We start from the raw sequence: 23,830 nt of genomic DNA, 5'->3' as shown, positions 1-23,830 counted from the left end.
GAAGGGCGACCGACCTTAAACGGTGGGCGTCTCGGGATCTGCGTCGGCGTCGGCCGGGGAACCGGCCAGCCAGGCATGCGCGTCAGGCAGCGGCGCGTCGTCGCGACGGCCCAGCGCCATGAAGTCGAACAGGGTGGTGTCGGCCAGCTGCGAGGGCCGGACTTCGCCCATGGCGCGCGCGATCTGCTCGATGCGGCCCGGGTGGTCCTTCTCCCACTGCCTCAGCATCAGGCCGACCTGGCGGCGCTGCAGGTTCTCCTGGCTGCCGCACAGGTTGCAGGGAATGATCGGGAACTGGCGTGCCTGCGCGTAGTCGACGATGTCGCTCTCGCGCACGTAGGCCAGCGGCCGGATCACCACGTGCCTGCCGTCATCGCTGCGCAGCTTCGGCGGCATGCCCGACAGCTTGGCGTGGTGGAACAGGTTCATGAAGAACGTGGCCACCATGTCGTCGCGGTGGTGGCCCAGCGCGATCTTGGTGAAGCCGTGGGTCTCGGCGTAGTTGTACAGCGCACCACGACGCAGGCGCGAGCACAGCGAACACATGGTCTTGCCTTCCGGGATGACCCGGCTGACCACCGAATAGGTGTCCTGCTCGATGATGTGGTACGGCACGCCCAGCCCGGCCAGGTACTCCGGCAGCACGTGCTCGGGGAAGTCCGGCTGCTTCTGGTCCAGGTTCACCGCCACCAGCTCGAACGGCACCGGCGCCTTCTTCTGCAGCTGCAGCAGCACGTCCAGCAGGGTGTAGCTGTCCTTGCCGCCGGACAGGCAGACCATCACCTTGTCGCCGGCCTCGATCATGCCGAAGTCGGCAATCGCCTCGCCGACCTGGCGGCGCAGGCGCTTGGCCAGCTTGTGCTGCTCGCGCTCGGCCACGCGCGGATCGCGGGCGGCGCGCGGCTGGGGATCGGGGAGGGAAATCACGGCACTCATGGGCTCCATTCTAACGGCTCGGAGCGGCCACGGCCGGGGGTCGGGATTCCCCTCTCCCGGCGGTCATCATCGCTGTGTATCCTCGAAGCCGTGGATACCTACGACCCCGCCGAGATTGTCGAACGCCTCGCCGCCCTGCGCGCCGAGCACCGCCTGCTGGATGAACAGATCACCCGCATGGCCGCCAACGGCGAGGACGAGCTGGAAGCCAAGCGCCTGAAGCGGCGCAAGCTGCAGTTGAAGGACTGCATTGCCAGGCTGGAAAGCCTGCAGATTCCCGACGAACCGGCCTAAGGACCGTCCTGGTGGGTGCCAACCCTGGTTGGCACGGCTGGAAGGTGTGGACCAAGGTCCACACCCACCGCATGGCCCGGCGCTGCCTTCAATCCTGCGGCGCCGGCTCGTCCGGGCGCGCTGCTTCCGGGCTGACCCGTTCGATGGTGTGGCGCAGCTCGCGGCCGAGGATGAACTTGGCGTCCTTGGCCCAGGCATCCAGGCGCTCGTCGAACAGCAGCTTGCTGTTCTCGTCCGGCCACACCAGGCGCAGTTCGCGCAGCTTCTGGATGAAGCCGCGGAACAGGGTGCGGTCGAAGAACTCCGGCGCGGCCGGTGCATAGAGCAGACTCAGACGCTGCGCCGCCTGCTGGCACAGGCTTTCCAGCTCGGCCGCGCCCAGCACGCCCGGGCCGTTCTTCACCAGCACCGAAATGGCGATGTAGTAGCGCTCGAAGGCCTGCTGCAGCGAGTGGCCGATCGCACGCAGGCGGAACACCTCGTCGGTCTGCCCGGTGTTGCGCGCCAAGATGCCGCCGTCGTCGTCATTGACGTTCTGCAGCAGGCCCTCACGCACGAACACGTTGATGGTCTGGTCGATGCGCTGTGCGAATTCGTCCTCGCTCCACGGCAGGAACAGCTCGGCCTGCAGGAACGGGTACACCGTGCGGCCCAGCTGGACCAGGCCGGTACGGCTCATGCGGCGGTTGTTCTGGAAGCAGCAGGCCACCCACGACGAGGCGGTGAACAGGTGCAGCACGTTGTTGCGGAAGTAGCTCAGCAGCACCGCGGTATCGCCGCTGACGCTGAGCACGTCGCCCAGCGGGTGCTTGATGCGGGTGAGGACGTTGATTTCCTCGGCGTGGGCGATGATCCGCTCCGGCGAGTGCGGGGTCACCGTCACCCGGTCCGAATACGGCATCTCGACCAGCAGCGTCTTGCACAGCTCGATCTGCGCGATCAGGTCGGCCTCGCCCATCGCGTGCTTCGGCGTGGACAGCAGGGCCAGCGCCAGCAGGTTGATCGGATTGACGTCAGCTGCGCCGTTGATGCGCACCTGGATGCGTTCGGCCAGCGTGTCCACCGTGGTCGACAGCCAGGCTGGCTTCTCGTCCTCGGACACCGCCTCGCCCTTCCACTCCGGCGCCTTCTCGGCCAGTACGTCGTTCAGTGAGATCGGTTCGCCGAAGTTCACCACCACCTGGCCGTAGTTCTGCTTGAGCACCTTCGGGATGCCCCACAGCAGCGACCAGATCGATTCCTTTTCCTTCGGCCGGCCGGACAGTTCGTCCAGGTAGCTGCCGCCTTCCATCAGCTTCTCGTAGCCGATGTAGATGGGCTGGAACAGCACCGGCTTGCGCGGCTGGCGCAGGAACGCACGCAGCGTCATCGAGATCATGCCGCCCTTGGGCTGCAGCAGTCGGCCGGTACGCGAGCGGCCGCCTTCGACGAAGTACTCCAGCGAGTAGCCGCCGGCCACCAGCTGCGCGACGTACTCACTGAGCACGGCCGAGTACAGCGCGTTGCCACGGATCGAGCGGCGGATGAAGAACGCACCGCCCTTGCGCAGCAGGGTGCCGACCACCGGCAGGTTCAGGTTGATGCCGGCCACGATGTGCGGCGGCACGATGCCACGGTCGTACAGCAGGTAGGACAGCAGCAGGTAGTCCATGTGGCTGCGGTGGCTGGGCACGTAGACCACTTCGTGACCCGGCGCGGCGGCCTTGAACTTGTCCAGATGGTGCACCAGCACGCCCGCATAGATGCGGTTCCACACGTGGCTGAGCATGAAGCTGGCCGAGCGCACCACCGGGCTGGAATAGTCCGCGGCGATTTCCCAGGCGTAGGCGTGTGCCTTCTTCCAGGCATCGGCCGTCTTCGAATTGTCGCGCTTGGCCTGCGCGGCGATCGCTTCGCGCACCGGTTCGGCGGCCAGCACCTGGTCCACCAGCAGGCGACGGGTCGACAGGTCGGGGCCGATCACCGATTCACGGATGCGGCGGAAATGGGTGCGCAGCACGCGCTGCAGCTTGCGTACCGTGCGTTCCGGCTCCAGGCCTTCGTCGATGATGGAACGCAGCGAGATCGGCGGCGCGAAGCGGACGATGGTGCTGCGGCCATTGAGCAGCACCGCCAGCAGGCGGCGGAAGCGGCCGACCAGCGCCCAGTTTTCCGAGAACAGCACCGCGAACCAGCCGCTCTGCTTGTCCGGCGCGCGGCCGACGAAGATCGACACCGGCACCAGGTGCACGTCCAGGTCATCGCGCACGCGATGTGCCTGCAGGACCTTGGCCAGCGAGTCGGAATGGGTCTTGGCACCGCGCTGCTCGGGGATCAGCGAATTGCTGGAGCTGCGCCGCGACAGCGCCAGGTAGGCGCGCTTGCGGCCGGTCGGGTCACCGGCCAGCGGCACCAGCGGCGACGGCAGGCCGGCCTGGCGGCAGGCCTTGTCCAGGATCAGCGCGTTGGACAGGCCGTAGTCTTCCAGCACGTACATGACCGGGCGGCCATCGTTGTACTGGCCCGGGTCTTCCGGCTCGATCTTCAGCGACAGCCACGGCTCGACCAGGCGGCCCAGCAACCGTGCCCACAGTGGGCGTCGGCCGGCCGGACGCGCGTGCACGGGCGGCGGTACCGGGTTCGGGCCGGTACCGGTCGAGGGGGACGCCGGCACCGTATCGGCGGGCGTCGACTGGGATTCTTCGCCGGGGAACGGCAGCGGGTTCTGTTTCGACATCGGCGCCATTATGGCTTAGGCGGCGGCGTTGCCGCTTCCCCACCCTCGGCGGGGGCTTCAGCCGGCGACGGCGACGCAGCGGCGCGGGCCGCCTCGGCCTTGCGCAGCAGCGCGTCGGTGTCGGCCAGGGTGCGGGTCAGGTACCAGTGGCCTTCGCGGCGGCTCAGCGGCAGCTGCAGGCTCATCTCGCGACCGGCGAGGTCGTAGCGCAGGCGTACCAGGGCGTTGTCACCTTCCACCGACAGCAGTTCGCCGCGCACGCTGCGCAACGCGTCGTCCACGCCCAGCCCGTAGCTGCCCAGCACCGCCTTGAGGGTGTGGATGAACGGCGCCAGCTGCGCCAGGCTGCCTTCCATGCCCGCGGCCTGCAGGCCGGCTTCGTCGTCGAAGCCGACCTTGTTGGCGGCGCCGACCAGCGCGGCGATGGTGCTGCGTGCGCGGGCCCGGTCACTGATCGGGGCACCCTGCGCCCAGCTGGCCAGGGTTTCGACCAGGGCGATGTAATGCGCCTGTTGGCCAGGCGTATAGCCCTTCTGGTGGCGAAGGTACTGCACACCGAAGTTGCCCATCGATTGCGCGGCCTGGCGAACCGCGCCGGCCTGTCCGGCCAGCTGGCGATCGAAGCTGCGCTGCAGTTCGGCGCTGGCATTGGGCTTGCGCAGTGCGGCCAGCATCGGCAGCAGCTGGTCACCCAGCGGCAGTTCGGTCAGCGGCCACTGGCTGTGGCCTTCGGTCCAGGCCTGTTGCAGGCGCTGGTACTGGCTGGGCGGTACCGACAGCTTTGCATAGCCGACCAGATCGTCCTCGGCCAGGCGCAGCGCCATGGCCTGCACCGCCGCGACCGGCTCGGCCGCCGGCTTGGCCGGGTCCTGGGCCGATTCACGACACGCCGCCACGGCCAGCAGCAGCATGGCTGCCAGCCCCCATCCACGCGCAGACCTTCCTCGCACTGCCACGCTCATGCACTCGGACTCCCCGGACCGGTCCGCATCTTGCGGCCTGTGACGTGACAGCGGCAAGCCGGGACGTCACGGTTTCCGCTGTTGCTTGTGCAAGTCACTGATGGGAATAAAAAAAGAGCCGGGATCACGGGGATCACAGGCTCTTCAAACCGGCGCAGGGCCGGTGGACAGTGTTGTGGCACATGTCCGGCCCGAGGACCGGATGGCGGCGATCCTACGCTGCCGCTCAAGTTAAGGCAACACTTCACGTAGTGCGGCCTAAATTATTGATTTTATTGATCGTCCTGATGCCTGGCATGGAGGCCATGAAATCTACGGCAGGTTTTGCGGCGATTCGGGCACAACCGCTCGGTGGACGGATGCAGAAACGCCATCCCGCGCGGGTCGGGATGGCGTTCGGGCCTGCAGCCTGCGCAACGGAATCTCAGCGCGCAGCCAGCGCCGACGCGATTTCCTGCTGGATGGCCCGCGCCGCGGCCTGCGGATCGGTGGCCAGGCGGATCGGGCGACCAACCACGATGGCATCGGCGCCATCGGCAAAGGCCTGGGCCACGCCAACGGTACGCTTCTGGTCATCGCCGACCGGGCCACCGGGGCGGATGCCCGGGCAGACGATCGAGAACCCGGCGCCGGTAGCGGCGCGGATCGGGCCGGCTTCCTGGCCCGAGGCGATCACGCCATCGATACCGGCCGCCTGCGCGGCCAGCGCGCGTTCGACCACTACGTCCACCGGTTCACGGTCGATGCCCATCTGCGCCAGGTCCGGGCGGCCCATCGAGGTCAGCACGGTCACCGCCAGCAGGCGCATGTCGCTGCTGTTGGCGGCGGCGCAGGCTTCCATCATCGCCGGGTGCCAGCCGTGGATGGTGGCGTAGCTGACCGGCCACTGCGACAGGCGCTTGATCACCGCCGCGGCAGTGGCCGGGATATCGAAGAACTTCAGGTCGACGAACACGCGCTTGTCGCGGCGGGCCAGTTCGTCCAGCACCTGGAAGTACTCGCCCGACGCCAGCAGTTCCATGCCGATCTTGTAGAACGCCACGCTGTCGCCGAGGCGGTCGACCCACTCCAGCGCCTGCGCGCGATCAGGCACGTCCAGCGCGAAGATCAGGCGCTCGTCATCGCGCAGCGGCAGCGGCGCGCGGCTCACGGCGCGTAGTCCAGGGCAGCGCGCTTGGCGTCGTGGCGGGCCTGGCGCGACTGGCTGTAGTCATTGTTGAACTGCGCCGGCTCGAAACCGCCGTAGGTCGGGTTCGGCAGCATCCACCAGCGCTCGCCGAACCAGTCGTGGTACTGCTGCAGCAGGGCGTCACGGCCTTCGTTGGTGTTGGCGGTCACTTCCACGAAGTCGCCCAGCTGGTCGCCGAACTGCATCAGCACGCGGTACTTCTGCCCGGCCAGGCGGCGGCGGCAGTTCTTCTCGCTGCCGGCCTGCTCGCAGCCTTCGACCACGGTGCCCAGGCCCAGGAACACGCTGTCATCGGCCACCGGCAGGCCCTGCTCGCGCAGGTTGGCCAGGGTCGCGTCCTTAAGGTGCACGGCGCGGTTGGAGATGTACAGCAGGGTTACGCCCTTGGCGTTGGCGGCCTTGGCGAAATCGACCACGCCCGGAATGGCCTTGGCCTTCTTTTCGGCCACCCACTGGTCCCAGCTCAGCTCGTCGTATTCCTTGCCGTCGCGCACCAGGCGCGCCTGGTAGGGCGAGTTGTCCAGCACGGTCTCATCCACGTCCAGCACCACGGCCGGCTTCAGGCCCTTGGCCTCGTTGCCGCGTTCCTCCGGCACCAGCGCATCCCAGTGCGCTTCCTTCAGCGCGGCGTCCAGGTGGTCGGCGGCGGCGCGGTAGGTCTGCTCGGTGATTGCCTTGTACTCCTGCGCGCGCTGCATCCACAGCACGGCGTTGAGATTGTCGTTGGCGGTCGCATCAAGCGCGCCATCAGCCTTGGCAGCGGCGGCCGGGGCCTCCGGGGCAGCGGCTTCGGCAGCAGGCGCATCCACGCGCTTGCAGGCGGACAGGCCCAGCGCCGCAGTGGCGAGCAGGGTCAGGGACAGGGAAACGGGACGACGCATGGATTCACCGGCAATCAGATATACCGGCGCATTTTACCGGCAAAGGCGGCCCCGGGACGGCTATGCTTGGCGGTTGACCCGTTGCCCTTCCGGAGGCCGCCATGACCGATTCCGTCCAGACCCCCGACGTCCCCCTGCTCGACGCCGTGCAGGCCCGCCTGCTGGGTTGCCTGGTGGAAAAGGAGGCGACCACGCCGGACACCTATCCACTGACGGTCAATGCCGCCCAATCGGCTGCCAACCAGAAGACTGCCCGCGAGCCGGTGATGAACATCGACGCCGGCAGCGTGCAGCACGCGCTGCGCCAGCTGGAGGCGTTGGGCCTGGCCCGCCAGCACTTTTCCTCGCGCGCGGACCGCTACGAGCACCGCCTGCAGGCCGCGCTGGACCTGACCCGGCAGCAGACCGTGCTGCTGGCGCTGCTGTTGCTGCGTGGGCCGCAGACGCTGGGCGAACTGATCACGCGCAGCGAGCGCCTGCACCGCTTCGCCGACACCGACGAAGCCCGCCACGCCATCGAGCGCCTGCAGCAGCGCGCGCTGCTGGTGGTGCTGCCGCGTGCCAGTGGGCAGCGCGAAGACCGCTACATGCACCTGCTGTGCGGGGAAGTGGACGGTGCGGCGCTGGCGGCCAGGTACGCCAGCAGCGGCGGTGGCAGCAGCGATGCAGCCGACCCGGGCCTGGCCGAGCGCGTGGCCCAGCTGGAAGCGGCCGTGGCCGAACTGCAGGCACAGCTGGCCGAACTGCGCGGCTGAGGGGGTGGGTGCCGACCGTTGGTCGGCACTGCATCTGAATCGTGCCGACCAACGGTCGGCACCTACCAACATCAGGGGTCAGACCTGCGCCGCACCCGGCGTGGCATACAACCGGCTCGGGCTGTCCACGCCCGGCAGCTGGATCACCCCGCGCTCCTGCATGCCCAACCCCAGCAGGATCTTCCCGGACACCACGTTGTCCAGATCGGTGATGCCATACAGATCGTGCAGGCCCAGCCCAGCGCGCGCATGCGCGAACACTGCCCGCGCCGCCTCACCGGCATAGCCCTGCCCGGCGAATTCCGACAGCACCGCATAGCCGATGTCCGGACCCGGCAGCCCATCACGCCGTACCAGTCCGGCATTGCCCAGCCAGGCACCATCGGACAACCGCTCGATGGCATACATGCCAAAGCCATTCAACGCATAGCTGTGCAGCACACGCAGCGCGATGTAGTCCCGCGCCTGCTCCTCACTGCGCACATTGCGGTCGCCAATGAAGCGCACGAAGCCCGGATCATTCAACAGCGCCAGCATCGGCGCCGCATCGCGATCAGGCTCGATGGCACGCAGGCGCAGGCGTTCACTCTCGATCGGTTGCACAGGTGGACCTCCAGCCGAAACCCCGATTCTGCCTCAACCCCGGCTGCTGCTTTTGATTTTCTTTGCATTGCCGTGGAAGGAAGCGCCCGGCATCTGTCAGAGGCCGATCGGGGTGGGTTCGCGGGGGTATCCGCGCCATGGATGGCGCGGCTAAGCCCCCAGGGACGGGTTCACGGCGTCCCCCGCGAACCCACCCCGATCGGCCACACTGCGGAACCAACGCGTGCTCCACCACGGAGGGGCGGCGCCGTTGGAGCGCCCTAGTCGAACAACGCCTCGATCGCCGCCAACCCCGCACTCGCCCGTTCCTTCTTGCGCGCCGCATCGGCCACCGGATCAGCGCCATCACGCTGGATTTCCTCGGCCGGGATCTCATCGAAGAACCGGCTCGGCTTCAGCCGCACATGCTCACCGAACTTGCGCGTCAGCTTGCTGTAACTCATCCACAGCTGGATCTTGGCGCGGGTGATGCCCACGTACAGCAGCCGCCGCTCTTCCTGCAGGTTGCCCTCGTCCAGGCTGACCTGGTGGGGCAGCACGCCATCCTCGCAGCCAACGATGAACACGTACGGGAATTCCAGGCCCTTGGAGGCGTGCATGGTCATCATGCGCACCTGGTTGCCGCCCTCGTCCTTGTCGCTGCGTGACAGCAGCGCCAGCTGGCCGGCCAGGTCGGCGGCGGTGGCACCGCGCGGGCCGCCCTCGAACCACTGCGCCAGCTCCTCGATGTTGTTGGCACGGCGCTGGTAGCTGGCTTCTTCCTTGGCCTGCTGGCGCAGTTCGCTGAGCAGGCCCGATTCCTTGGCGACCTTGCGGATCATGTCGCCCGAGGTGACCTGACGCATCTGCGCGCGCAGGTCGCGCAGGATGTCGGTGAAGCGCGCCAGGCTGTTGGCTGCGCGCGGCGGCAGTTGCTGCAGGGCACCGATCGCCTCGGCGGCCTGCGCCATTGGCATGTCCTTTTCCTGCGCCAGTTCGGCCAGCCTGGCCAGCGTGCCGGCACCGACGTCGCGCTTGGGCGACTGCACCGCACGCATGAACGCGGTGTCGTCGTCCGGATTCACCAGCAGCCGCAACCAGGCCAGCGTGTCCTTCACTTCCTGGCGCTCCAGGAACATGGTGCCGCCGGTCAGGTGGTAAGGGATGCGCAGCAGCTGCATCGCCTTTTCCAGCGGCCGTGACTGGAAGTTGCCGCGGAACAGGATGCAGAAATCACTCCACGGCACGTTGCGCGACTGCGCCACGAAGGCGATCTCGGCCGCGACCTTTTCCGCCTCGTGCTCGCTGTTGCGGCACTCCCACACGCGGATGCGTTCGCCGTCGGCCTGGTCGCTCCACAGCTTCTTCAGGTGCTCATGCGGGTTGTTGGCGATCAGCGCGTTGGCCGCGCGCAGCACGCGGTTGGAGCAGCGGTAGTTCTGCTCCAGCTTGATGATCTCCAGCGTGGGATAGTCGCGCCCCATCTGCTGCAGGTTTTCCGGGTTGGCACCGCGCCAGGCGTAGATCGACTGGTCATCGTCACCCACGCAGGTGAAGTTGCCCTTGTCGCCGGCCAGCTGCTTGAGCAGCCGGTACTGCGCGTCGTTGGTATCCTGGCATTCGTCCACCAGCAGGTAGCCGATGCGCTCGCGCCAGGCCAGCGCGATCTCCGGATTTTCCTCCAGGATCTGCACCGGCAAACGGATCAGGTCATCGAAGTCGACCGCGTTGAACGCCGTCAGGCGCAGCTGGTAGCGCTCGTAGACGCTGGCCGCTTCCTTCTCGCGGTTGCTGCGCGCGGCGGCCATCGCCTGCTCGGGCGACAGGCCGGCGTTCTTGGCGCGCGACACCAGGTTCTTCATGTCCTCGATGTCGTCGGGCTTGGCCCCGTACATCAGGTCCTTGATCTGCGCAGCGGCATCATCGGCATCGAAGATCGAGAAGCCACGCTTCAGGCCCACGGCCGCGTGTTCGATCTGCAGGAACTTCAGGCCCAGCGCATGGAAGGTGCAGATGGTCACCTCGTCGGCGTCCTGCTCGCGCAGGCGCTTGGCCACACGCTCGCGCATTTCCTTGGCCGACTTGTTGGTGAAGGTGATCGCTGCGATGCGGCGTGCCGGGTAGCGGCCGCTGCCGATCAGGTGGGCGATCTTTTCCACGATCACGCGCGTCTTCCCGCTGCCCGCGCCGGCGAGCACCAGCAACGGACCTTCGATGTGCAGGACGGCGGCGGCTTGGGGGGGATTGAGACCGTGCATGGGAATGGGATTGTAGCGGGGCCGCAGCGGGCGGACCTGACTTGCATGCACGCCGTTCCTAAGCTATTGATTCGCCACCGGAGCACTGGAGCCAGGTGCATGCGCCCGACCGCCTCTGCCGCCCTGCTGGGCACCCTGCTGTTGCTGCTGGCGCCGTTGGCTGCCCGCAGTGCGGACTGCGCGCCCGATGCTGGCGCGTCGTTGCGGTCGGCGCTGATGACCCCGGGCTTCCTGCAGGCTCATCCTGACCTGCACTGGCGCGAGCTGGGCCTGCAGTCGTGGCGCCAGGGCCGGCCCGATCATGCGCTGGTGCGTTTCAAGCGGGCGGCCGCGCACGCCGACAAGCTGTCGCAGTCGCTGGTCGCGCGCATGTACCAGGAAGGCACGGGTACCGCCCCTGATCCGGTGCTGGCCTACATCTGGATGGACCTGGCCGCCGAACGCGGCTACCGCGACCTGCTGCTGGAGCGCGAGCGCTACTGGAACCGCCTGGATGCCGCGCAGCGGCAACGGGTGCTCGCCGAAGGGCCGGCGCTGTATGCGGCCTACGGCGATGCCACGGCCAAGCCGCGCATGGAGGCTGCCATGCGCGTGGACCGCAGCGGCATGACCGGCAGCCGTACCGGCTGGGTCAGCTCGATGCTGCAGGTGGAACTGTCCGACGGCCCGGAAGCCGGCTGGCCCACCCGTGGCGATGACTACTATCGCGATGCCTACTGGGACCCTGCAGCGTACTGGTGCATGCAGGACCGCATCTGGGAACAGGAGTTCCGCGGCCGCAGCGTCGAGGTCGGCCCACTCAGCCCCGTGGAAGGCGCGGGGCGCTGACGTTCGTATTCCATGGTCATTGCCAGGAGGGCGATCATATGAAAGCGAAGCAAGCTCCACGCTTCTGCCTGCTGCTGGGCCTGTCGATGGCCGCTGCCGTGACCGCCAGGGAATGCCCGGTGGAGGCCCCGCGGCAGATCCCGCCAACCGTCCTGACCGGAGGCTTCTTCGATGCCCATCCGGACCTGTTCTGGCGCAGCATGGCCCAGCGGGCCGAACGGGACAGACAGCCCGCCAGGGCGCTGGACAACTACTGGCGCCCCGCGCTGACCCCCAGCGTCGAGATAGGACGGCCGGACGCGGTCCGCGACGACAAGGCGGTGGACGACTAGAATTGGGCGATGGCCAAGCTCTATTTCTACTATTCGGCGATGAACGCCGGCAAGACCACGACCCTGCTGCAGAGCGCGCACAACTACCGCGAACGCGGCATGCGGGTGGCGATCCTGACCCCGCGCCTGGATGATCGTGCCGGCGCCGGCGTGGTGGCCTCGCGTATCGGCCTGCGTGCGGACGGCATGGCCTTCGACCGTGACACCGACCTGCAGCACTGGGTCGAACAGGACCTGGCCGCCAACGGCCCGATGGGCTGCGTGCTGGTGGATGAAGCGCAGTTCCTCACGCGCGCACAGGTCTGGCAGCTCAGCGAGGTGGTCGACCAGCTGCGCATTCCGGTGCTGTGCTACGGCCTGCGCACCGATTTCCGCGGCGAGCTGTTCGAGGGCAGCCAGTACCTGCTGGCCTGGGCCGACGAGATGCAGGAGATCAAGACCATCTGCCACAGCGGGAAGAAGGCGACGATGACCGTGCGCGTGGACGAGCATGGCCATGCGGTGAAGGATGGCCCGCAGGTGGAGATCGGTGGCAACGACCGCTACGTGTCGGTCAGCCGTGCCGAGTTCAAGAAGATCACCCGCGGTGAAGGGCGGATCGATCCGGCGCAGGCGCCCCTGCCGCTGTAGAGCGGTGTTCGGCAGGGCTGCGCCCTGCACCCGCGGTAGTGCCGGCCGCTGGCCGGCAACAGCAACAGCAAGAGCTGGCATTGCGTGTGATGGCGGGGCGGTGTCGGACTGCGGGGACGCTGCAAGTACGTCCTTGTAAGCTTGGCAGCCGCATCCATGCGGCTGACACCCCGCACTCCGACACCGCCCCACCTCTGACAGAATCCCGCAGCTGTTGGTGGGTGCCGACCGTTGGTCGGCACATCTGTCAGATATCGAAATTCATCTATCGAAATTCATCTGGGGTCAGAGCCCGTTGCTCAGCAACGGGATCCGACCCCGTGCTCCGACAGATCGCGGAGGTCTGTCGAAGGCGGGGTGGGTCCGGTGGCGGGAGTGTCCGCGGCATGGATGCCGCGGCCAAGCCCCCATGGACGGGTTTACGGCGTCTCCCGCCACCGGACCCACCCCGCCTCCCCACAGGAAACCAGCTTCTGCCGTTGCTTCGGCTCTGGCCTCTGCAGGTGCAGGGCTGCAAGCCCTGCAATCCCAAACCACTCAGTACAGCGTGCGCTCCGGCGCACCCGCCGGCGGCGGGGTGTACTGGTACAGCCAGGTCTCGGTCAGGGTCTTGCCGCCACTGCGCAGGAACAGGCGGATGTCGATCTGCTCGGTACTGCCCTCCGGCGGCACCAGGTCGAACATCGCGCGGTAGCCGTTGATCTCGCGCAGCGGACGCGCCGACACGATCTCGACCCGGCCGCGGCTGGCTTCCACCACCGCCTCGACCTCGCCCTTGTCGATCAGCCTGGCCAGTTCGCCACCTTCGAAGTCCACCGCGAAGCGCCAGCTGAAGTACTCGCGCTTCTTGCCGACCACGCCGCCCAGGCCGGTGCGGCTGGCCACGCAGTGCGCCAGCGGCGGCCGTGCCGGCGGTTCGGCACCCCAGTACAGGCGGTAGCCGACCAGCAGTTCCTGGCCCGGCTGCGGTTTTTCCTTCGGGTTCCAGAACGCCACGATGTTGTCGAAGGTCTCGTCCACGGTGGGGATCTCCACCAGCTGCACCGAGCCCTCGCCCCATTCGCCCTTCGGCTCCACCCACAGGCACGGGCGCTTCTCGTAGAACACGCCGTCGTCCTGGTAATGGTCGAAGTTGCGGTCGCGCTGCAGCAGGCCGAAGCCGCGCGGGTTGCGGTCCACGAACATGTTGAAGCGCAGGTTGCGCGGGTTCAGCAGCGGCCTCCAGATCCATTCGCCGGCACCGGTCCACAGCGACAGGCCGTCGGTGTCGTGGATCTCCGGGCGCCAGTCCCAGGCCATGCGGCGGTCGTTCTCACCCACCTGGTACATGCTGGTGCACGGGGCGATGCCCAACCGCTCGATCGCCTTGCGCGGGTACAGCGCACTGTCGATGTCCATCAGCAGCACATCGCCATTGGTGATCGCGAAGCGATAGGCGCCGGCCACGCTGGGCGAATCCAGCAGGCCATACACCACGATCGTTTCCGAATCGGCCGACGGCTGTTCCAGGTAATAGGCGATGAAGTCCGGGAATTCCTCCGGCTTGCCCATGCCGGTATCGATTGCCAGGCCACGCGCGGACTGGCCGTACTGGCCTTCCTTGCCGACCGCGCGGAAGTAGCTGGCGCCGAGGAAGGCGGCGAAATCGCGATCGGTGTCCTTGCGGGTGTTCAGGCGGAAACCGGCGAAGCCGAGATCGGCCGGCAGCTCGCCGTCCTTGATGCCGCTCTTGCCGTAGTTGAAGGCCGCGCCGTCATAGGCCAGCTCCTGCGCCTTGCCGTCGACCACGTCGAACATGCGCACCGGCGAATGGAAGTACAGGCCCAGGTGGAAGAACTTGGCCTGGAACTTGCCCGGCTGGTCGGCCCACAGCGCATGGTCCTGGCGGTAACCGATCGACTGGTACTGGTCCCAGTCCAGCCCTTCCAGGCGGCCCGGCAGTACCCGCTTGTGGCTCTTGTAGGGCGCCTGTGCCAGCGCGCGCGCCTGGCCCTTCAGGGTGGCGAAGTCGAACGGCTGCGGTTGGCCGAGGCGGCGCAGGCCCATCTGGCCGCTCCTGCTGGCCGCGCACGCGGGCAGGGACGGCAGGCCGAATGCAGCCAGGGCGAGGGAGGCATTGCGGATGAAGTCGCGTCGTTGCATGCAGGCGCGTCAGGCACAGAGGGGAAGGTCGGCCATCATAGGCAGACAAACGTTAACGGGCAGCGGAGACGTGCCCTGCCCGTTCAGCTGCCGCTGGCCGCCCGCCTCAGCGCTGGCAGCGGCTGCACCAGACGCTGGCGCGCTGGCCGATGGTGGCGTGCTTCAGCGCGCGGCCACAGTTCGGGCAGGGCAGCCCGTCACGGCCGTACACCAGCAGTTCCTGCTCGAAGTAACCCGGCGCGCCATCGGGGCTGATGAAGTCACGCAGGGTGGTGCCACCACGGGTGATGGCGTAGCCGAGGATCTCCTTCACCGCATCGGCCAGCCGCTGGTAGCGCTCGCGCGAGATTTTCCCGGCCTCGCGCAGCGGACTGATGCCGGCCTTGAACAGGCTTTCGGCGGCGTAGATGTTGCCCACGCCCACCACCACCGCCTGGTCCATCAGGAAGGTCTTCACCGGCGCGCTGCGGCCACGGCTGCGGGCGAACAGGTAGTCCCCGTCGAAGGCATCGTCCAGCGGCTCCGGGCCCAGCCCCTGCAACAGCGGGTGGACTTCGCCGGCCGGCTGCCAGAGCAGGCTGCCGAAACGGCGCGGGTCGTTGAAGCGCAACAGGCGGCCGTTGTCCAGGCTGATATCCACATGGTCGTGCGCGCGCAGCGGGGTGTCGCCGGGCAGCACGCGCAGGCTGCCGGACATGCCCAGGTGCAGCACGGCGCTGCCGATGGCGGTGTCCAGCAGCAGGTACTTGGCGCGACGGCGGATGTCCTCGATGCGCTGCCCCGGCAGCAGCTCGGCCACTTCCGGCGGAATCGGCCAGCGCAGGTCGGCGCGGCGCAGGATCACGCCGTGCACGCGGCGGCCCTGCAGGTGCGGCGCCAGGCCGCGGCGGGTGGTTTCGACTTCGGGCAGTTCAGGCATGAACCGATTCTACGCCCGCTCAGCGTGGCGGCGCCGCCAGTTCACGGGCATCCAGGACGCCATCACCGTTGGCATCCTGCTTGTGGAAGCGCTGCACGATCACCTGCCGCTGCTGCTCGCGGCGGATCGCCCTGCCCTTGCCACCGGGCAGCTCGTCGGCGCTCAGCACGCCATCGCCATTGCGGTCCATGCGGTCGAAGGCATACAGCATCCACTGCACGTACTCGGCCTCGCTGACCTTGCCGTCGCCATCGCTGTCCATCCGCTGCAGGTAGCTGGCGGTATCGGTGACCTGGGCCAGCGCCGCACCCGGCAGCAGCACCGCCAGCAGAACGCCGTACCCTGCCCTCACGCGCCCACCAGGCTGTAGCCCTTCAATCGCGCAGCGTAGGCCTGCAGCGCCGCGATTCCGCTTTCCTCGGCCTCGCGGCACCAGGCCTGCAGCTGGTGCAGGCGCTCGGCGGCATCGTGGCCGCGGGCCTCGAGCAGCGCCGCCAACCGCGCGCGGTACTCGACCAGGGTGCGGATGCGCGGGCGCTGTGCCACCCATTCGCTGAGCTGGGCACGACTGTCCGGCTTCAGCCAGCGGCCATCGTTGACCAGGCCACGGCGCAGCCGGCGCGGCAGCAGGCGCCGCAGCTTGGCCCCAGCGTGGGCGGCTTCCTCGCGCAGGGCCGGCATGAACACGTTGCGCTGGTAGTCGGTCATCGCCTGGAAGCGGTGCGAGAGCAGCGCCTTCAGGGTCTCGGCATCGGGCACGGCGATGTTCGGGCGTACGTCCATGGCCGGTGCAACGCGAAGCACCTTGGCCAGGCGCAGCGCCTGCAGCAGGCGGATCGCACTCCAGCCGATGTCGAATTCCCAGCGCCGCATCGCAAAGCGCGCCGAACTGGGGAAGGCATGATGGTTGTTGTGCAGCTCCTCACCACCGATCCAGAACCCCCACGGCGTCAGGTTCGTGGAGGTATCGGCCGATTCGTAGTTGCGGTAGCCCCACCAGTGGCCCAGGCCATTGACCACGCCCGCGGCCCAGAACGGGATCCACGCCATCTGGATCGCCCACAGGGCCACGCCGGGCAGGCCGAACAGCACGCTGTTGATCGCCAGCAGCAGCACCGGGCCGAGCGTGGCGTGCGGGGTATACAAATGGCGCTCGATCGCATCATCCGGGGTACCGCGCCCGTACTGATCGATGTCCGCGCGCATGCCGCGTGCTTCCCGGTACAGCTCCACGCCATGCCAGAACACCGTGCCGATGCCGCGGGTGACCGGGCTGTGCGGGTCGTCCTCGGTCTCCACCTTGGCGTGGTGCTTGCGGTGGATGGCCACCCACTCGCGGGTGATCATCGAGGTGGTCAGCCACAGCCAGAAACGGAACACGTGGGCCAGCGCCGGGTGGAAATCGACGCCGCGATGGGCCTGGCTGCGGTGCAGGTACAGGGTCACCGAGAAGATGGTGATCTGGGTGAAGACCAGCAGCACGCCCAGCATGGCCCACCAGCCGAGGCCGAGCACACCACCGGTCAACAGGGACATCAGGGCATCGGGCATGGCGGCTCTCCGTATCGACGCGGGGATGGCAGACATCATGGGCGCTTGCGTTGCAAACTGCATCCCTGCGGCGGTGATTGCCACCGTCATCCGTGGCACCGTTCACAGTTGGGGACCTGAGTTGTCGAGCCTTGATCCACGCGCCAGCACCATGGCTGCCGCTCCGTCTGTTGCGGAGCTGCCCCCCTTGATCGAACTGGACCGCGCCACCGTGGTGCGCGGCCAGGTGAAGGTGCTGCACGGGCTCAGCCTGCGCATTGCGCAGGGCCAGCACACCGCCCTGCTCGGCCCCAACGGCTGCGGCAAGTCGACCTTCATCAAGCTGATCACCCGCGAACTGTATCCCCTTGCACAGGGAGACGGCTCGGTAGCGGTGAAGGTGCTGGGCCAGAACCGCTGGCAGGTGGACCGGCTGCGTTCGCAGCTGGGCATCGTCACCGGCGACCTCAGCAGCAACCTGGCCGACATGCCCGGGCTGACCGTGGAACAGGCGGTGCTGTCCGGCTTCTTCGCCAGCTACGTGGTGCCGGCCTTCCGCGAAGTGACCGCCGACATGCGCACGCGCGTCGGCGAGACACTGGCGATGACCGGCGCCCTGTCCCTGCGCGAACGCGCCTATGCCGAGCTGTCGGCCGGCGAGACCCGCCGCGTGCTGATCGCCCGCGCGCTGGTCAATCGGCCGCAGGCACTGCTGCTGGACGAACCCTCCACCGGACTGGACCTGGTCGCCCGCGAGCAGCTGGTGGCGACCATGCGGGTGCTCGCCCAGCAGGGCATCACCCTGGTGCTGGTGACCCACCACATCGAAGAGATCATTCCCGAGATCGAACGCGTGGTGCTGCTGCGCGACGGCCGTGTGCTGGCTGATGGCACCCGCGCCGAGCTGCTGCGCAGCGCGCCGCTGTCGGCGGTGTTCGGTGGCGCGATCACCGTATGCGAGCAGGAAGGCCGGCTGACCGCGTACGCGGGGTGAGGCGGAGCCCTCGGGGGAAACAAGGAGCCTGGAAACCGACAGGCCTGGGAGACCGACTCTACCCCGTCGTGGTGTCATTCCCGTCGTGATGTCATTCCCGCCGTCACGCCATTCCCGTCGCGATGCCATTCCGTCGCCATGCCGGTGCAGCGGGCCGGATGTTCCGGCCCGCCACCGCCTTGCTCAGAACCTCAACGCCAGCGCGCGTGACTCGATCGGTGCCATCCGGCTCTGATCCTGCAGCTGCAGGTCGCGCAGCTCATACGGCGCACCGAAACCGGCCGGCAATGCGGCCTGGTCGAACGGCAGCACCAGCTGGCCACGCCCCGGACCATCGAACCACGCGGCCGCATGCGCCTGCGCGACCGGCTTCAGCTGGCCATCGCGGCCGGTGGCATACAGCGTGCCACGCGCCTCGTAGCGGCCAGCGGCGGCTACCTGCAATGGCAGTGCGACCTGTCGACTGGCCGGGTCCGGCGCCGCCTGGCCACTGAAGCGCGCGGTCGGACGCGCCACCGCGAAGGCGACCTTGCCATCGCGCAACACACCATCGGCCTGGGCGAACACCTGCAGCTCCCACAACCCCTGCGCGTTGCCGACATCAGCCGGAATCCGCACCTGCGCACGCAGGGCACCATCGGTGGTGCGCAGCAGGCGCTGCGGCCAGCTGCGGCCGTCCGGCGCAACCAGCAACGCTTCACCGCCCAGGCTGCTGCGGCGTGAGGCCAGCGTTGCGGGAGTAGCGCCGTCTTCCAGCAGGCGCGCCTGCAGCTGCAGGTTGCCACCGGCCAGCACCTGCCCTTGGTTGGCCTGCACCTCCAGCCGCAGCGGACTGTTCGGCTCCAGTACCTGCACCACGTAGCGGCCCTGTGCCTGCGCGCTCTGCAGCGTGTACGCACCGGCCGCACTGGTCGCGCCGGTACGCAGCATGCTGCTGCCATCACTCACCGGCATACCGGCCTCCTGCAGCGCGCGCGCGTCGACACTGCGGGCCACGCTGCTGCGGCCTGCCGGGTCGCGCACCTGCAGCGAGTTGGCCGGCACTGCACGCGCGCCTTCTGCCGGGCTCAGCTGGATCACCGCATCGGCGGCCGTCAGCGGTAGATCGAGGCCGCGCTGCAGTTGCGTGCCATCGACCTGCTGCCAGTAGCTGCGGCTGACCGAGGCATACGGAGTCGCCGCCTGCAACGATTGCGCCGGGTCCAAGGCCCAGGCGAAGGACAGCGGTGCGCGTTCGCTGTCATCGGCCGGCAACGGCGCGGCAACCAGCGCCGCGGGCACCTGGTCGCCTGCGCGGGCGGCCTGCAGCGGCTGCGCGGCCTGCGCTGCGGAAAGGGACAGTGCTGCCAGCACGGCGCCGGCCAGCAGGGTGGATTGAATCGTCATGGTCGTCTCCCTCACTGGGTCAGGTCGTTGCGCAGCAGGGTGCCGAGGCCGAAGCACTCGCGGCGGCTCTGGTTGTGGCTGAGCGGTTCTGCGCCCTGGGTACGCGCCTTGTCGGTGAACCAGGTGGTGCCGGCGGCCTTCTGGCTGCTGCACTCCAGGAAGCCATCGGAGCAGGACGACAGCCAGTTCTGGGTGAACTCCAGGCCGACGTTGGCGGCATAGCCGCCGCAGTAACTGTTGCTGTCCCACACCGCCGATTCCACGTCGCTACCGACCACCGCGCGGAACGGCTTGGGCAGCGCTGGGCGACCGGCCGTGCCATACAGGTTCTGCGCGTTGTAGGTGGCCATGCTCGCCACCTGCTGCTGGCGCACCGCGTCGTTCTTGTAGCCCAGCAGCCAGCCCAGCGAGGTTTCAAAGGTGTTGCCGTTGAGTACCGCATCGGCCAACGGCGTACCCGCCGAGGAAGGTGCCAGCGCGGTGACCTTGCGCACCGTGCGGATGATCTTCGGATAGCGGCTGTCGTAGGTCGGGTTGGACAGGATCCAGCGCACCACATTGCCGCCGTTGGAATGGGTGATCACCACCAGCTGGGTGATGCCACGGCTGTCGATGAAGCTGGTCAGCTGGTTGGCCAGGCAACCGGCAGCTTCGGGCTTCCACATGTACTGGGTGAAGTCACAGTTGATGACCACGTAGTTGCTGCTGTTCGGCAGGCCCTGGCGCACGGTGTCGATGATCGCCGGCTGCCAGTAGTCCTGGGTGGCGTTGGTCTGCGCGCCGGTGCCATGCACGAAGGCCACGCCGACCACGTCGGCGGCCTGCGCCGGCGCTGTTGCAAGCCCGAGGAGCAGGGCCAGGACGGTACTTCCTGTTGCGGTGCTGCGCATCGCTTCTCTCCCTCTGTCTTCGGATCCCCCCGACCCGGCTGGAACTGGACGGCCCTGGCGCTTGCCGTTGTGCCGATGCTCGCGGTGCAACGGCGTGAAAGTCCGTGCGCTGCGCCCGGAATCAGGAGACTGACGTCAAACGATGACGCTTTTCATATCGCGACAATGACCATGCCGGGTCTGGCCGTATGACCGATGGCCACTGCAGTGTCGTATGGGGGCTGCGATCATGGCGCGTTGTTTTCTCTCCCGGAGCCTGTCCATGTCGCTGATTTCCCACCCTGCCCGCCCGCTGCTCGGCCTTGCCGTCGTCGCGGCCCTGGCCGGTTGTGCCGCCACCGCCACCAAGCCGACCGCCGTCGAAGCCAACATCACCACCAAGGCGGTGGGCTATCTGGACAAGAGCGCGGTTCCGGCCAGCCTCGACCTGGTACCGGCACCACCGGTGGCCGGTTCGGCCGCGCTCGCCCTGGACGAGCAGGTCAGCCGTGAAGCCCGCGCGCTGCGTGGCAGCCCGCGCTTCGCCCAGGCCGGTGTCGATGCGGAACTCGGTTTCCCCGAAGGCGCCAACCACTTCTCCTGCGCCGCCGACATCGACGTCGATGCGGTGAAGACCCCGGCGCTGTATCGCCTGCTGGAACGCAGCCGGATCGACGCCAGTGCGGCGACCAAGGCGGCCAAGAACCACTACCAGCGCCCGCGCCCGTTCATGGTCAACGGTGAACCGACCTGCTCGCCGAAGGACGAGGAAGGCCTGCGCAAGAACGGTTCCTACCCGTCCGGCCACACCTCGATCGGTTGGGCCTGGGCACTGATCCTGTCCGAGATCGCGCCGGACCGCGCCGATGCCATCCAGGCCCGTGGCCGCAACTACGGCGAGAGCCGCCTGGTCTGCAACGTGCACTGGCAGAGCGACATCCTCGAAGGTCGCTTCATGGGCGCCGCCGCGGTGGCCCGCCTGCACGACAACGCTGCGTTCAACAAGGACCTGCTGGCCGCACGCAAGGAAATCGCCGCCGCACGCAAGGCCGGCCTGCACTCCAGCCGCGATTGCACTACCGAGAATGCGGTGCTGAAGGTGCGCCCGCAGAGCGCGCTGTAAGCGCGCGCCGGATCACTCGTTGCCGGCCAGCGGCCGGCACTACCAATGGGCGTAAGGAAGAAGGGCCGGCATTGCGCCGGCCCTTCTTCATTGCATCAACGCAGCCACCGCATCAGAACTTCGCGGTGAACTCCACGCCCCAGGTACGCGGCTCGTTGAGGAAGCCGGTCAGGTTGTTGAAGTCGATCGCACCGACCACGCGGGTCTGGTTGGTCAGGTTGCGGCCGAACACGGCTACGTCGTACTGGCCGTAATCCCAGTTGTAGCCCAGGCGCAGGCCGCCTTCGAGCGAACTACGGCCGCGGAATTCCGGAGACTCGTAGATGAAGAAGTTCACCGCGCTGCGGTAGGCCCAGTCGGTGTAGGCGTACAGCTCGCTGCCATCGCTGAGCGGGAAGCCCACGCGCAGGGTCGCGTTGTGGATCCACTTCGGCGCCTGCGGCAGCGGGTTGCCGTTCACCAGCGCATAGGTCTGGCCGTTGATCACCGTGGTCGGGTCGTTGATGGTGCAGCCACCGCCGCAGATCGCCACCGCCAGGTTCTTGTCCTTGATCTCGGTGTCGTTGTAGCTGCTGCCGAAGGTCAGCAGGACGTTGTCGGCCAGGTAGGCTTCCAGGTCCAGTTCCACGCCCTGGCCGATGGTCTTGTCGGCGTTGAGCAGGGTGGCGGTGTTGTTGCTGCCACCCACCGCGATCAGCTGCTGGCCATCGACGTTGTAGCGGAACACGCTCAGGCCCAGGCGCGCGCGGCGCTCGAACAGGTCGGCCTTGATGCCGGCTTCATACGAGATGACCTTCTCCGAGTCGGCCTGCGACAGGCCCGGCGCGAAGGCCAGGCGGCCCTGGATCGACGGCGCGCGGAAGCCCTTGGCCACGCGGGCGTAGGCGTTGATGTCGTCGGTCAGCTTGTAGACGCCGCTGACATCCCAGCTGACGTCGTTGACGTCGGTGTTGGCCAGGTACGGGCCGCTGACTGGGGTGCCGAACGGAACGGCCTGCAGCACGCTGGCGCTGAAGTCCTTCTTGTCCTGGGTGTAGCGCACGCCGGCGCGCAGCTTGAAGCGATCGGTGACATCGAAGTCGCCCGAAGCGAACACCGCCCACGCCTTGTTGCGCTGGTTCTGCACCACGTGGCCGGTCTGTGGATTGCCCGGGGTCAGCGAGTCGTAGTTGAAGTTGTTGATGGTCACGTCTTCATCGAAGTAGAAGACGCCGGCCTGCCAGTCGAAGCGGCCCCACTCGTTGGACTCGATCCGCACTTCCTGCGTCCACTGGCGGTGGTGCGGCAGGCCGTCGGCCGACTCCGACGAGAATGGAATCAGGCCCGGGCCGTAGTTGCCGGCACCGAGGAAGGCCGCGCCGTAGCCGCCGTCGATATCACCGCGGTTGAGCGATTCGGCGGTTTCATAACCGGTGATCGAGTGCAGCGTCACCGAGCCGAGGTTCCACTGCAGGCGCGCGCTGCCGCCCCAGGTTTCCAGGTCGGAGAAGTTGACGCCGTCGTTGGCCACCTTGTCGCGGTCGAAGTTCTCGACCAGCGAATTGCCACCCTTCTGGATGATGTTGGCGCGGAACAGGCGGGCGGTGCCGTTGAGCTTGCGCTTGTGCAGGTTGAACAGCGCTTCGAAGTCGTCGCCTTCGTACAGGAACTGCACGCGGCCGGCGGCTTCGTCATAGCCTTCGAAACCACTGTTGGGGGCACCGGCGCGGGTGTTGTCGACCCAGTCATCGCGGCGCTGGTAGATCGCCGAGACACGTGCCGACCAGCGGTCGGTCAGCGGGCCGCCGTAGGCGCCCTGCACGTTCCAGCTGTTGTAGCTGCCGTAGCCCACGCGCACGTAGCCGTCGGCATCCTGCGACGGTCGCGCCGAATCGAACTTGACCACGCCGGCCGGGGTGTTGCGGCCGAACAGCGTGCCCTGCGGGCCACGCAGCACTTCCACGTTGGCCAGGTCGAACAGCGGGAAGCCCTTCAGCAGCGGGCTTTCCTGCACCACGTCGTCATACACCAGCGACACCGGCTGCGAAGCATTGAGGTCGAAATCGGTGTTGCCCAGGCCACGGATGTAGAAGCGCGGGAAGGCACGGCCGTAGGACGACTCGATGTTGAGGCTGGGCACGCGCGCGGCCAGGAAGCGGATGTCATCGCCGGCCGAGCCGAGCACATCCAGCTTCTCGCCCTGGATCGCGCTCAGCGCGACCGGTACGTCCTTGGCGTTCTCGACGCGGCGCTGCGCGGTCACCTGCAGGGCATCGAGGGCAACCGGATCCTTGGCGGCGGGGGTTTCCTGAGCGGCTGCTACCAGCGGCAGCAGGGCGGAAAGAGCGGCAACGAGGGGGCGCGCGACCGGAAGGCGGCCACGGGAAGTACGGGTCGGGGACATGGCGGTAGGCTGTGTTTGGAGGGGTGGTAAAACGGCGCTACCAGATAATTGTTGCAATACAGCACCTACGCCGCAAATGCCCGCCGTTCATGGCCCCGTCGCCGGCGCCCCCGGGCGCTCG

Annotated in this window: 21 protein-coding genes; 7 read left to right on the top strand and 14 right to left on the bottom strand. The window is 67.8% G+C overall.

What is annotated here, in order from left to right; translation table 11 throughout:
* Positions 1-15: 15 nt before the first annotated feature.
* Positions 16-936, bottom strand: coding sequence for a tRNA 2-thiocytidine(32) synthetase TtcA (ttcA, locus tag AC5P5S_RS10380; RefSeq protein WP_024958654.1), 921 nt, complete (start codon positions 934-936; stop codon positions 16-18).
* A gap of 90 nt (positions 937-1,026) precedes the next feature.
* Between ttcA and AC5P5S_RS10375 the strand changes: the two genes are divergently transcribed.
* Positions 1,027-1,230: a YdcH family protein gene (locus AC5P5S_RS10375; protein WP_005407501.1), complete on the top strand. Its 204-nt coding sequence runs from the start codon at positions 1,027-1,029 to the stop codon at positions 1,228-1,230.
* 88 nt (positions 1,231-1,318) lie between these two features.
* Here AC5P5S_RS10375 and plsB read toward each other — a convergent pair whose 3' ends face one another.
* The 4 genes from plsB to AC5P5S_RS10355 all read right to left on the bottom strand — a co-directional run bounded on the left by plsB (position 1,319) and on the right by AC5P5S_RS10355 (position 6,978).
* Positions 1,319-3,955: a glycerol-3-phosphate 1-O-acyltransferase PlsB gene (plsB, locus tag AC5P5S_RS10370; protein WP_231336670.1), complete on the bottom strand. Its 2,637-nt coding sequence runs from the start codon at positions 3,953-3,955 to the stop codon at positions 1,319-1,321.
* Complete coding sequence (locus AC5P5S_RS10365) at positions 3,955-4,908, bottom strand: hypothetical protein (protein WP_012478691.1); 954 nt, start codon at positions 4,906-4,908, stop codon at positions 3,955-3,957. The genes plsB and AC5P5S_RS10365 overlap by 1 nt, the downstream gene beginning before the upstream one ends.
* Before the next feature lie 424 nt (positions 4,909-5,332).
* A complete protein-coding gene (pyrF, locus tag AC5P5S_RS10360; protein WP_005411820.1) occupies positions 5,333-6,058 on the bottom strand; it encodes an orotidine-5'-phosphate decarboxylase in 726 nt (241 codons plus the stop codon).
* A complete protein-coding gene (locus tag AC5P5S_RS10355; RefSeq protein WP_021202272.1) occupies positions 6,055-6,978 on the bottom strand; it encodes a 5'-nucleotidase, lipoprotein e(P4) family in 924 nt (307 codons plus the stop codon). The genes pyrF and AC5P5S_RS10355 overlap by 4 nt, the downstream gene beginning before the upstream one ends.
* Before the next feature lie 101 nt (positions 6,979-7,079).
* On the opposite strand from AC5P5S_RS10355, the gene AC5P5S_RS10350 reads away from it, so the two are divergent.
* The gene (locus AC5P5S_RS10350; protein WP_012478689.1) at positions 7,080-7,733 is read left to right on the top strand and encodes a YceH family protein; all 654 of its coding nucleotides are present in this window, start codon (positions 7,080-7,082) and stop codon (positions 7,731-7,733) included.
* A gap of 78 nt (positions 7,734-7,811) precedes the next feature.
* Here AC5P5S_RS10350 and AC5P5S_RS10345 read toward each other — a convergent pair whose 3' ends face one another.
* Both AC5P5S_RS10345 and AC5P5S_RS10340 read right to left on the bottom strand, forming a co-directional pair.
* Complete coding sequence (locus AC5P5S_RS10345) at positions 7,812-8,336, bottom strand: GNAT family N-acetyltransferase (protein WP_033834574.1); 525 nt, start codon at positions 8,334-8,336, stop codon at positions 7,812-7,814.
* Between the two features lie 260 nt (positions 8,337-8,596).
* Positions 8,597-10,573 (bottom strand): UvrD-helicase domain-containing protein, encoded by a 1,977-nt coding sequence (locus AC5P5S_RS10340; protein ID WP_049402880.1) that lies wholly within the window; start codon positions 10,571-10,573, stop codon positions 8,597-8,599.
* A 99-nt stretch (positions 10,574-10,672) separates the two neighbouring features.
* Here AC5P5S_RS10340 and AC5P5S_RS10335 point away from each other — a divergent pair, with 99 nt between their 5' ends.
* Genes AC5P5S_RS10335 through AC5P5S_RS10325 form a run of 3 tightly spaced genes read left to right on the top strand, consistent with a single transcriptional unit; the run spans position 10,673 to position 12,363 of the window.
* A complete protein-coding gene (locus tag AC5P5S_RS10335; protein ID WP_049418736.1) occupies positions 10,673-11,401 on the top strand; it encodes an SEL1-like repeat protein in 729 nt (242 codons plus the stop codon).
* Between the two features lie 38 nt (positions 11,402-11,439).
* On the top strand, positions 11,440-11,733 hold the full coding sequence (locus AC5P5S_RS10330) for a hypothetical protein (RefSeq protein ID WP_049418732.1): 294 nt from the start codon (positions 11,440-11,442) through the stop codon (positions 11,731-11,733).
* A 9-nt stretch (positions 11,734-11,742) separates the two neighbouring features.
* A complete protein-coding gene (locus AC5P5S_RS10325) occupies positions 11,743-12,363 on the top strand; it encodes a thymidine kinase (RefSeq protein WP_005407490.1) in 621 nt (206 codons plus the stop codon).
* Positions 12,364-12,900: 537 nt separating this feature from the next.
* Here the strand turns inward: AC5P5S_RS10325 and AC5P5S_RS10320 are convergent.
* The 4 genes from AC5P5S_RS10320 to AC5P5S_RS10305 all read right to left on the bottom strand — a co-directional run bounded on the left by AC5P5S_RS10320 (position 12,901) and on the right by AC5P5S_RS10305 (position 16,975).
* Positions 12,901-14,505 (bottom strand): OpgD/OpgG family glucan biosynthesis protein, encoded by a 1,605-nt coding sequence (locus tag AC5P5S_RS10320; protein ID WP_032965460.1) that lies wholly within the window; start codon positions 14,503-14,505, stop codon positions 12,901-12,903.
* A gap of 106 nt (positions 14,506-14,611) precedes the next feature.
* Complete coding sequence (gene mutM / locus AC5P5S_RS10315; RefSeq protein WP_043035299.1) at positions 14,612-15,424, bottom strand: bifunctional DNA-formamidopyrimidine glycosylase/DNA-(apurinic or apyrimidinic site) lyase; 813 nt, start codon at positions 15,422-15,424, stop codon at positions 14,612-14,614.
* A 19-nt stretch (positions 15,425-15,443) separates the two neighbouring features.
* Entirely contained in the window at positions 15,444-15,776 is a 333-nt protein-coding gene (locus AC5P5S_RS10310) for an EF-hand domain-containing protein (RefSeq protein WP_043035298.1), read from the bottom strand.
* On the bottom strand, positions 15,773-16,975 hold the full coding sequence (locus tag AC5P5S_RS10305; protein ID WP_099523770.1) for a DesA family fatty acid desaturase: 1,203 nt from the start codon (positions 16,973-16,975) through the stop codon (positions 15,773-15,775). The genes AC5P5S_RS10310 and AC5P5S_RS10305 overlap by 4 nt, the downstream gene beginning before the upstream one ends.
* Before the next feature lie 151 nt (positions 16,976-17,126).
* Between AC5P5S_RS10305 and AC5P5S_RS10300 the strand changes: the two genes are divergently transcribed.
* Positions 17,127-17,948, top strand: a complete 822-nt coding sequence (locus AC5P5S_RS10300) for an ABC transporter ATP-binding protein (RefSeq protein WP_005407485.1) — start codon at positions 17,127-17,129, stop codon at positions 17,946-17,948.
* Positions 17,949-18,131: 183 nt separating this feature from the next.
* Here the strand turns inward: AC5P5S_RS10300 and AC5P5S_RS10295 are convergent, their stop codons facing one another.
* Together AC5P5S_RS10295 and AC5P5S_RS10290 are read right to left on the bottom strand one after the other, a co-directional pair.
* Entirely contained in the window at positions 18,132-19,334 is a 1,203-nt protein-coding gene (locus AC5P5S_RS10295) for a DUF4785 domain-containing protein (protein ID WP_012478681.1), read from the bottom strand.
* An 11-nt stretch (positions 19,335-19,345) separates the two neighbouring features.
* Positions 19,346-20,224: a lipase family protein gene (locus AC5P5S_RS10290; protein ID WP_005407483.1), complete on the bottom strand. Its 879-nt coding sequence runs from the start codon at positions 20,222-20,224 to the stop codon at positions 19,346-19,348.
* A gap of 262 nt (positions 20,225-20,486) precedes the next feature.
* Here AC5P5S_RS10290 and AC5P5S_RS10285 point away from each other — a divergent pair, with 262 nt between their 5' ends.
* On the top strand, positions 20,487-21,326 hold the full coding sequence (locus AC5P5S_RS10285) for an acid phosphatase (RefSeq protein ID WP_005411807.1): 840 nt from the start codon (positions 20,487-20,489) through the stop codon (positions 21,324-21,326).
* Between the two features lie 112 nt (positions 21,327-21,438).
* On the opposite strand, the gene AC5P5S_RS10280 is transcribed toward AC5P5S_RS10285, so the two are convergent.
* The gene (locus tag AC5P5S_RS10280; RefSeq protein ID WP_099530021.1) at positions 21,439-23,709 is read right to left on the bottom strand and encodes a TonB-dependent receptor; all 2,271 of its coding nucleotides are present in this window, start codon (positions 23,707-23,709) and stop codon (positions 21,439-21,441) included.
* Positions 23,710-23,830 lie beyond the last annotated feature (121 nt).

The sequence above is a fragment of the Stenotrophomonas sp. YJH_SMC_54 genome (assembly GCF_059368435.1).
The sequence above is the reverse complement of the archived record's forward strand: the minus strand, read 5'-3'. Positions and strand labels throughout refer to the sequence as shown.